We start from the raw sequence: 9,622 nt of genomic DNA, 5'->3' as shown, positions 1-9,622 counted from the left end.
ACGCGGCCCAGGTCGCCGAGGAGGCGACCCTCGATGGGCTCTACGTGATCCGCACCGCGGTGCCGCGCGAGCATCTCAGTACCGACGATACCGTGCGCCACTACAAAAGCCTCAGCCAGGTGGAGGCGGCATTCCGCAGCCTCAAGAGCGACGACCTGAAGATCCGCCCGATCTACCATTACACCGAAGATCGGGTGCGGGCCCATCTGTTTCTGTGCATGCTCGCCTACTACGTGAAATGGCACATGACCGAAGCCTGGCGCCCGCTCTTGTTCGCCGATACCGAACGGGAACATCGGGCACAGGCCGATCCCGTCGCACCGGCCACGCGCTCCGATGCAGCGCTGGAAAAGGTCGCCACCAAAACACTCGACGATGGCACGCCTGCCCACAGCTTTCGCACCCTGCTGAACGAGCTGTCCACCATCGTCCGTAACACCTGCCGCCGCCGTCATCATGAGGCCGAAGAACCGACGTTCGAACTCGATACCAAACCCAACGCCAAACAGCGTGCTGCACTGGATCGGATCAACGATATCCGGTTGTAGCCAGACGCCTGAACCCTGAATCGCTTTTTAAGTAAGTAGATTCAATGGTTTAGCGTTACTGGTAGGCTGGAACTTCAGCTTAACAGATTGCAAAAGAAACTCAACATACGCACTTGAAGCCTTCTTGTCGTCCACAACCAAGCCAATGATGCTATCTGGAAAACAGGCATCAAAATCTAGAATGCCAGTTTCGGCGATATTTGCAGCAATTGTTATGCAAATAGTTCCCTTCGGCCAAAGCTTACTTTGAGCCAACCCCAAATCATTATAAGTCGTGGAATAGTCGACAATCAGATGATCGCTATTGCGCACATCTCCAGTCTGAATAAATGGATACTTCCCTCCGAAAAGCTTCGGGTCATTTCTTGGTCGGTGCTTTGATTTCCCACGACCATAATCCTTACAAACTTCTCTCAGAGTCAGATCAACCCATGCCTCACCCCGCCGACTGAACACCGCATTCAAATAACTCTCAAACAACTCCCGGGCATTGGCGAGGTTCTTTTCGGTGTTGGCGACCGCGGTGGCGATTCCCGCGAAGGCTTCATCGAGGATGGCGACGATGCGCTTTTGTTCGGAGAGGGGTGGGATAGGCATTCTCAGCGACTTGATGAAAGGTAGCTTTACGCCCTTAACCGTTGCCCCCGTACCTTCTGATTCGATCACGTGCGCGATGCTCTGAAACCAGCGAAACAAAAAACGCACGTCGACATTCGTACCCTTTGGAATGATCCCTCGCAGATCCTGATTGATCGCCGTATTCTGACCAAGCAAACATACCTTGCCGAGTCCTACTCTTGTAGCGATGACCACATTCCCTGCTGGAATGATATTGGTTGCGCTGTTCTTCACTGCTTCTGGTGAGATCTTGAACTCCGTCCTACTCAGATTCTCCTCTTTCATGTCACGCACTGTCGCCCAGGGGATATCTCCGTCAAAATACGCAGAATTACGTTTTGACGGCGTCCCACCCCCAATCACGGTACAGACATCACCCAATGGTTTCAGCGCCCAATCGCCCCTCATAACATCCCCCGAATCCCTTCCAGGATCTCCTCGCTCTCCCTATCCAGCGTCTCGATCTCGTTGATGATCACCTCGGGATCACGCAAGGGCGCGGCTTCCGCCTTGTTGGGATTTTTCACCGACAGATCCACGCTGTCCGGGTCGATGTCCTTCACGTCCACCGTCCAGGCATTATCGGAATCCTCGAATCCGGCCTGCCGGGCAACGAAATCCTTGAGGTCGTTGTCATTGAGCGGGTTGGTCTTGCCCAGGCTGCGGCCCGGATCCAGCTGGTAGTACCAGATCCTCCGGGTTGGCGCACCCTTCTCGAAGAACAGCACCACGGTCTTCACCCCGGCACCCAGGAACGTGCCACCAGGGCAGTCGAGGACGGTGTGCAGGTTGCAGCTCTGCAGCAGTTCCTTGCGCAGCGCCCGCGAGGCATTGTCGCTGTTGGACAGGAAGGTGTTCTTGATGACGATGGCGGCCCGGCCACCCGCCTTCAGGGACTTGATGAAGTGCTGCAGGAACAGGAACGCCGTCTCGCCGGTCTTGATGGGGAAGTTCTGCTGGACCTCCTTGCGCTCCTTGCCGCCGAAGGGCGGATTGGCCAGGATCACGTCGAAGCGGTCCTTTTCCTGGATGTCGCTCAGGTTCTCCGTGAGACTGTTGGTGTGGACCACGTTGGGTGCCTCGATGCCGTGCAGGATCATGTTCATGATCCCGATGACATAGGGCAGGCTTTTCTTTTCCTTGGCGTAGAAGGTGCGGGTCTGGAGGATCTCCAGGTCGCGGGTGGACAGGGGGTTGCCGTCGCGCAGGTCATCGCCCTGGCCGTCCGGGCCGTAGCGCAGATAATCATGCGCCTCGCACAAAAACCCCGCGGAACCGGCGGCGGCGTCGTAGATGCGCTCGCCCATGCGGGGCTTGACCACCTGGATCATGGCGCGAATCAGTGGGCGCGGCGTGTAGTATTCACCGCCGTTGCGCCCGGCGTTGCCCATGTTGCGGATCTTGGCCTCGTACAAGTGGGAGAGCTCGTGCTTCTCCTTTTGCGACCGGAAGCTCAGCCCGTCGATCAGCTCCAGGGCATCCCGCAGGCTGTAGCCGCTGGAGAACTTGTTGCGGATCTCGCTGAAGATCTCCCCGATCTTGTATTCGATGGTGTCCGGCCCGGTGGCGCGGTCCCGAAAGCCCTGCATGTAGGGGAACAACTCGTCGTTGACGAAGGAGATCAGGTCGGCGCCGGTCAGGGCCGTGTCATGGTCGAACTGGCCGTCAGCCGTCTTGGGCGCGGCCCAGGCCGACCAGCGGTAGGCCTCATCGATGATGAACGGGTAGGACCTGCCCACCAGTTCGGCCTCCTGGGCACGCTCATACTCCAGGTCATCAAGGTACTTGAGGAACAACATCCATGACGTCTGCTCGGTGTAATCCAGTTCCGTGGCACAACCGGCCTCTTTCCAGAGTACGTCATCGATGTTGCGGAAGGTTTGTTCAAACATTCACTGTCCTGTGTTCTGGTTAGTCAAATCCGGCGAATGGCCTGATGATGTATTGCTTGAGCCGGCCACAAGCCGCTTGACCTTGAGTTCTTCACGATGCTGCTCAGCGTGCCAGAGTTCATACTGTGACTGCTGATTCAGCCAACTCTCTGCCGAAGTACCAAACGCAATGGAAAGCCGAATGGCCATCTCTGGACTAATGCCCGCCCTGCCGTTCAACACAGCACTCAGGGTTTTTCGACTGACCCCCAATGCTTCTGCAGCGGCAGTTACAGAAAGGCCCAAGGGCTCCAGGCAAAGCTCACGCAACACTTCACCAGGATGGGGGGGGTTGTGCATCAACATCGGCGACACCTCAGTGGTAATCTTCGTAGTTCACGATCTCGGCATCTCCATCCTCGAACCGGAAGGTCACGCGCCAGTGACCACTGACCGTTACTGACCATATTCCGGCTCGATTCCCCGAAAGCTGATGCAGTCGAATACCCGGCAGATCCATATCCCTGACGTCCGACGCCGCATTCAGCCTACCGAGAATCAGCCGAAGCCTCGCCGAATGAGCGGCCTGGATCCCGGCGGTGCTGCCGGAACTGAAAAATCTGGCCAAGCCATTGTGCTTGAAGCTTCGAATCATGTTGCGAATGTAACTCGCCACGTACCAGGTTTCAATCGCGCATACATGGCACGGAGAGTCGGATAGCGGGACGGCGGTAACGTCGGCTCGCTCAGGCGTAACGATCCACGCCCAATCCCTCTGGGTCGATCCCCGGTGTCCGTCCGCTGACCACGTCGGCCACGAATCTTGAGGAGCCCAGGGACATGGTCCAGCCCAGGGTGCCGTGACCGATGTTCAGGAACAGGTTGTTGTAGCGGGTATGGCCCAGGATGGGCACGCTGTCCGGGGTCATGGGGCGCAGTCCGGTCCAGAACTCCGCCGCCTCCACATCGCCGCCGCCAGGGAACAGATCGCGCACGACGTATTCGATGGCCGCGCGGCGTTGTGGCGGCAGGTCCTTGTTGTTGCCGGCAATCTCCGCGACCCCACCCACCCGAATGCGGTGGTCGAAGCGGGTGATGGCCACCTTGTACTTCTGGTCCATCAAGGTGGACTGGGGGGCCCGGTCCTCATCCAGCACCGGCATGGTCAGGGAGTAGCCCTTGAGCGGGTAAATGGGCAGGTGAATCCCGACCCCACTCAGCACACGGGCAGACTCACAGCCCAGTGCCATCACGTAGCGGTCTGCGGTCAGGGTGCCGTTGGAAGTCCTCACACCGGTGACCTTTCCGTTGTCGGTGGCGATGGCGTCCACCCGGGTGTTCATCTGGAAGGTCACGCCCATGGTTTCACAGGCCTCGGCCAGGGCACAGGTAAACTTGTGGCAGTCGCCGGTCTCATCCCCGGGCAGCAGCACGCCGCCGGCGATTTTTTCGCGCACGTTGGCAAGCGCCGGCTCCTGGCGGATGCAGGCATCCACGTCCAGAAATGCATGGGGGATGTCGTAGCGCTTCAGGATGGCCACATTCGCATCAGCGTCCGCCAGATCCTTTTCCGTTCGGTACAGTTCCAAAGTCCCCTGGCAACGGCCATCGTAATGCAGCGGCAACTCCTCCCGCAGCTGCTTGAAGCACCCGGCACTGTAACGGGCCACCCGGAGCATGCGCGCCTTGTTCACCTGGAACCTGGCGGTGGTGCACTGCCCCAGCATCCTGGCCAGAAAGCGCAGCGCCCGCATGTCGAGGGCCTTGGGATTGATGTACAGGGGTGCCATGTCCTGCAGCAGCCAGCGGATGGCCTTGAGGGGAACGCCCGGCGCAGCCCAGGGGGTGGAGTGGTCGAACGACAGCATGCCCGCATTGGCATGACTGGTCTCCATGGCCGGCCCCTCCAGCCGGTCCACCACCGTCACCTCATGGCCCGCCCTGGCCAGATACCAGGCGCTGCTCACACCAATCACGCCACTGCCCAATACCAGAACCTTCATCGGTGAGCCCCCCGCGTCGCGAGATGGAAGGATTGAGGTCTTTCCTGGTAAGAATGACTCACTACCGAAAAGTTTTCCTCGGATCCAACATCCTCACTATCGGTCGGCTGCCAATCATTATCGATGACAATATCAGGTCACGAGGATGGCCCTCGGCACGGGCGCCGCCTTCCCACCCACCAGGCCCCTATCGCATACAGCAGCGCCAGGCACCACAGGCCCAGCCACGTTGCCCGGATCTCCTCCAGCCCCGCGCCCATCTGGTAAACGCGCACAAAGGCATCAATGCTGCCGGTGGAGGGTATCAGCAGGCCCAGATTGACCAGCCAGCCAGGCATGGCCTCGGCCGGCCAGGCAAAACCGGCGAGGAACAGGGCGGGAACGCTCACCAGCATCATCACCTGCAGGGCGGTTTCGCGACTGGTGAACAGGCAGCCCAGTAACAGGCCAAGCAGCGTCACGGCGACAAAACCCGGCAGAACGGCTAGCAGCGCCAAACCTGCGGAGCCCAGGTGAGGAAAGCCGAACAGGCCATACACCACCACCATGTAAAAACCCAACAGCAGGCACTGGAGCGCCAGGTACACACTCACTCGGGCAACCAACACAAGCGGCGCACGATCGATCACACCCTGCCCTCGCCGCCCGACCTGCACCATGCAGATGCCGATCAGAAAAGTCTGCTGCAGAATCAGGATGAGCACCGCAGGTACCACGTAGTTGGCATAGCCTCCGTCGGGGTTGTAGAGCTCATGCAGGTCAACTGCGACCGGCATGGCCAGTGCCTTTGCCGCCTGCGGCGAGTGCGCCGCGCCCGTCAGGGCCCGTCGCTCAACAATGTCCTGACTCAAGGCCAGGCTGGCGCTGGCCGTGGCGTTGGCCACCTGCGAGTAGAGCACCAGGTAGGCACCGTTGGCGAAAACGCCGATGCGTGCCGGCTCTCCGCGCAGGACCTGTCGACCGAAGTGGTTGGGGATCTCGATGTAACCCGCCAGTGCCTTGCGCCTGACGGCATCGCGGGCCTGGAGGATGTCGGAGGTGGTGAGCGTGACCTGGACCTGTTCGGTGGCGTCGATCCAGCGAATCAGTTGCCGTGAAAGCTCGCTGCCATCGTGATCCACCACGGCCACGGGCAGCGCGGTGGCCACCTGGGCCTGGTAGGGCAAGGGATAAAACAGCGCATAGAAAAGACTGCCGCCAATCAGCACCAGCACGACCGCGCGATCGCCGAAGATCGCGATCAACTCCTGGCGCATCGTCAGCAGGAAACGCCTCATGCCCGGCCCCAGCTGCCAGGGTCCGTGAACCAGCGACGCCAGCGCCGCAGGGTCAGCGCCGGAAGCAAGGCAAACAAAAGCAGGGCACACACAGGCCACAGGGCGGCTGCCGGTGGTGCCTCCATCAGCACCTGCGCCGACTGCAGGTGCAGGAAGTACCCCAATGGCAGTGCCTGTGACCAGAAGGACGCGAACCCTTCCATGGCCGCCGAGGGAAACGTCATGCCGGAATAGGCGAACGCCGGGCTGACCAGCACGCTGGCCACGCTGGTGACCAGACGCAGGTTGCCCAACAGGCCGAGCAGGAACGCACCGAGCCCGAAACTGGCGAGGACCAGGCTCAGCCAGCCCAGGATCCAGACCATTAGACTGCCCTTGAACTCGATACCGAGCAGGCGCAGCAGTACCGCCAGGAGCAACAGCCCGAACACGAAGAACCAGACCATGTAGGGCAGCAACTTGCCCAGCAGCGCCGTCACCATGCCACCCCCGCCGGCGTCCAGCCAATCGCCCGCGGAACCGTCGCGAAGCTCCCGACCGGTGACGTCGATGGCCAGGACCACCATCAATACGTGCAACACCGCGACGGCCAGGGGCAGCGCCAGAAAACGGCCGAACTCCAGCCCGGGGTTGAACAGGGCGTGACTCTCCACCAGCACAGCCGGTGACACCCCCTGGGCCATACCGATGCCGATGGCCGTGGTCGTCACGGCGGTACGCACTTCGCGCAGCACCAGATTGCCGGCGGTCAGCGTCTGGCGATTGTAGTAGAGCTGTATGCGCGGCTGCTCCGCCCGAATGACCTCGCGAGCGAAATCACGTGGCACCACGATCACCGCGTAGACCTCACCCTGCCGAACCCTGCTGGCTGCGGCATTCATGTCGGGCAGGTGGGCGGCAATCCTCAGGCCGGGTGTGCTATCCAGGGCACGCACCAGCTGGCGTGAACCCGCACTCTGGTCCTGATCAACCACCGCCACGGGCAGTTGATCGGGCACCTGATCAACGAAGATCAGCAGCAGCAGGCCCGGCAGCATCACCGGCAACAGCAGTGTGAACCACCACAACCTGGAGGTGGCAGCAAAACGCGCCCATTCACGCGCCAGTACGCGAGTCACCCTTCGGCCTTGATGCTGCGCTCATCCACCAGCACACTCATGCCCGGTCGCAGATCCGGCACTGCCTCCACAGGTCGGGCGCGCACTTCAAAGGTGCGCAGGTCAAAACCGCCCAGGTCGCGCGACGAACGCCAGGTGGCGAAATCGGCCATGGGGGCGATGTAATGCACCTCGAACTCGACGCTGCGCATCCCCAGCGCCGGCAACCGGCCGCTGAAGCGATGTCCAAGGCGAATGCCGGGCATCAGGTCCTCGCGCAGATTGAGCGTGACCCAGGGTCGGTCGGTGCGGGTAATGACCAGCAACGGAAACCCGGGGCCCACCACCTCCCCCGGCTCGGCGACCCGGGTGGTGACCTCGCCGGAGACCGGCGCGAACTGCTGCGCCTCGGACAGCGTGCTCTGCGCTTCACTCAGCCCGCGCTGGGCCTGCCGCAGCTGAGCCTCGGCGGCACGCAACTCCTCCGGCCGCACGCCGGAGCGGGCCATGTCATAGGCCTCACGTGCAGCATCCGCCTGAGCCTGGGCCGATTTTGCCCGGGCCACGGCCTCATCACGGCGCTGGGTCGGCACCACGCCATCCGTGTGCAGTCTTTCGATGCGGGTTCGGGTTTCAGCAGCCAGTTCGGCCTGGCTCACGGCCGCCTGCCACTGCGCACGCGCCGCACGAATCTGCTCTTCGCGGGCGCCGAGCCGGGCCATATCGGCCATGGCCCCGGCTGCATCCACCTGGGCCTGGACCTGGCCCGCGCGTGCCTCCACTTCCGGCATGAACAGTGTTGCCAGCAGGTCACCCGTGTCGACCCGGTCGCCCTCTTGCACCTCGATGGACGCAACACGACCACCAATCTTGGCCGCGACCCGAACACTGTCGGCCTCGATCTGCCCCTGCAGGAAGGCTGGCCCGGGCCGGGTCAACCAGACCAGCAGGGCAACAAGACACGCCAGAGCGAGGATGGAAAGCGTGGTCCAGAGCAGCACACGCGCCAGGCGCCGGGATGAAGGGGATTCAGTCATGAGCCCGTTGCTCTATCAGGTCCACCAGTTGTTCTCCGCGGCCGGCAGCCGCGTGCAGCGCGGCGGTGGCCACCCAGGCATCGCGACGGGCCGCCAGTTCTCCCAGGGCCACCCGTGAACGCGCCAGCTCGGCGTCGATCACGTCCATGGACGTTGCAAACCCTTCCTCGAACGCGCGCTGCTGGGCGCGCAGGCTTTCAGCGGTCAACTCGGATGTGGCGGCGAGCGTCCGCTGGCGGGCCAGTGCCCCGTTGAGCCGATCCACCTGTTGATCGACCAGCAGGGCTACGTCGCGTCGACCCGCCGCCAGGCGTCGATCCACTTCGCTGACGCGTGCCTCTGCCAGGGCCATTCGCGCCCGGCGCTGGCCACCATCGAAAAGGGTCCAGTTGGCCTGGATGCCAACCACCCATTCCGGGTCGACCAGCGTCAGGTCTTCGGTATACAGTTCACGAGCCCCGAACAGGGAAACAACCGGCAGGAACTCCCCACGAGTGGCGCGGGCACCGGCGCGGGCCTGTTGCAGGGTTTGAGCGGCTTGACGCAGGCCAGGGTTGGCAACCTCCGCCGCCGCCTTCCAGGCATCGCGATCCACCGACGGCGGCGGGGCGGGGATCGGCGTCGCGGTGGTCACCGGATGGTCGCTGGCCAGCAGGGCCGCCAGCGCCGCCCGGGACAACTCCAGCTGTTCACGCGCCACCAACAGTTCGTTCTCGGCCTCGGCCAGGGCCACACTGGCCCGCAGACGCTCGACCCGGGCGATTTGCCCCTCGGCCTCCAAACGGCGCGCGTTGGATTCATGCAGCCGCAGGCTTTCCGTGCTGCGTTTGTATACCTCAAGCGATTCCCGGGCCAGTGCCTGACCAAAATAGCGCTCCACCAGCGCCACTTCGAGCTCGGCGCCATGCCGGTCCATCTCGGCCTTGCTGGCCTCGAGTCCGAACCGGGCGGCCTCCCTCCCCGCCTGGATACGTCCACCCAGATACACAGGCTGTACCGCCTGCAGCGACACGTTGACGAAATCCCGATCCTGTATGCGGTAGTGGCGCGGCAAAGTGAACGGCGGGAAATCCACCCCGGCCTGCCGGATCCTGCCAATCAAGGCATCACCGACCCGACCGATATCCGCCTCCAGCGGCGCGTTCAAATGGCTGTAGCGGCTCGTGAGCTC

General features: G+C 62.2%; 10 protein-coding genes. 1 reads left to right on the top strand and 9 read right to left on the bottom strand.

Translation table 11 applies throughout. The features are described 5' to 3' along the window. A partial coding sequence (locus ECTHA_RS18030; RefSeq protein WP_035369578.1) for a transposase occupies positions 1–548 on the top strand: 548 nt, incomplete at its 5' end. A 27-nt stretch (positions 549–575) separates the two neighbouring features. On the opposite strand, the gene ECTHA_RS18025 is transcribed toward ECTHA_RS18030, so the two are convergent. The 9 genes from ECTHA_RS18025 to ECTHA_RS0110710 form a co-directional block, all read right to left on the bottom strand. Continuing rightward, positions 576–1,574 carry a restriction endonuclease subunit S gene (locus tag ECTHA_RS18025; protein ID WP_084306937.1) on the bottom strand — a complete coding sequence of 333 codons (999 nt, stop codon included), beginning with the start codon at positions 1,572–1,574 and terminating at the stop codon, positions 576–578. After that, positions 1,571–3,058, bottom strand: a complete 1,488-nt coding sequence (locus tag ECTHA_RS0110740; RefSeq protein ID WP_025281688.1) for a class I SAM-dependent DNA methyltransferase — start codon at positions 3,056–3,058, stop codon at positions 1,571–1,573. The genes ECTHA_RS18025 and ECTHA_RS0110740 overlap by 4 nt, the downstream gene beginning before the upstream one ends. Further along, positions 3,059–3,403: a HigA family addiction module antitoxin gene (locus ECTHA_RS19535; RefSeq protein WP_238624195.1), complete on the bottom strand. Its 345-nt coding sequence runs from the start codon at positions 3,401–3,403 to the stop codon at positions 3,059–3,061. It lies immediately after the preceding gene. 10 nt (positions 3,404–3,413) lie between these two features. Continuing rightward, on the bottom strand, positions 3,414–3,692 hold the full coding sequence (locus ECTHA_RS0110735) for a type II toxin-antitoxin system RelE/ParE family toxin (RefSeq protein WP_025281687.1): 279 nt from the start codon (positions 3,690–3,692) through the stop codon (positions 3,414–3,416). A 91-nt stretch (positions 3,693–3,783) separates the two neighbouring features. Next, complete coding sequence (locus tag ECTHA_RS0110730; RefSeq protein ID WP_025281686.1) at positions 3,784–5,040, bottom strand: D-amino acid dehydrogenase; 1,257 nt, start codon at positions 5,038–5,040, stop codon at positions 3,784–3,786. Between the two features lie 137 nt (positions 5,041–5,177). Then, complete coding sequence (locus tag ECTHA_RS0110725; RefSeq protein ID WP_026623729.1) at positions 5,178–6,317, bottom strand: ABC transporter permease; 1,140 nt, start codon at positions 6,315–6,317, stop codon at positions 5,178–5,180. Next, positions 6,314–7,435 (bottom strand): ABC transporter permease, encoded by a 1,122-nt coding sequence (locus ECTHA_RS0110720; RefSeq protein WP_025281684.1) that lies wholly within the window; start codon positions 7,433–7,435, stop codon positions 6,314–6,316. The genes ECTHA_RS0110725 and ECTHA_RS0110720 overlap by 4 nt, the downstream gene beginning before the upstream one ends. Beyond that, the gene (locus tag ECTHA_RS0110715; protein WP_025281683.1) at positions 7,432–8,451 is read right to left on the bottom strand and encodes an HlyD family secretion protein; all 1,020 of its coding nucleotides are present in this window, start codon (positions 8,449–8,451) and stop codon (positions 7,432–7,434) included. Before ECTHA_RS0110715 ends, ECTHA_RS0110720 begins: the two co-directional genes overlap by 4 nt. Next, the coding region (locus ECTHA_RS0110710; RefSeq protein ID WP_026623728.1) for a TolC family protein at positions 8,444–9,622 on the bottom strand (1,179 nt) is incomplete at its 5' end. The genes ECTHA_RS0110715 and ECTHA_RS0110710, both read right to left, overlap by 8 nt.

This window comes from Ectothiorhodospira haloalkaliphila ATCC 51935, from assembly GCF_000633935.1.
In the GTDB taxonomy this organism is placed as follows: Bacteria; Pseudomonadota; Gammaproteobacteria; order Ectothiorhodospirales; family Ectothiorhodospiraceae; genus Ectothiorhodospira; species Ectothiorhodospira haloalkaliphila.
This window is presented reverse-complemented; position numbering and strand designations above follow the sequence as displayed.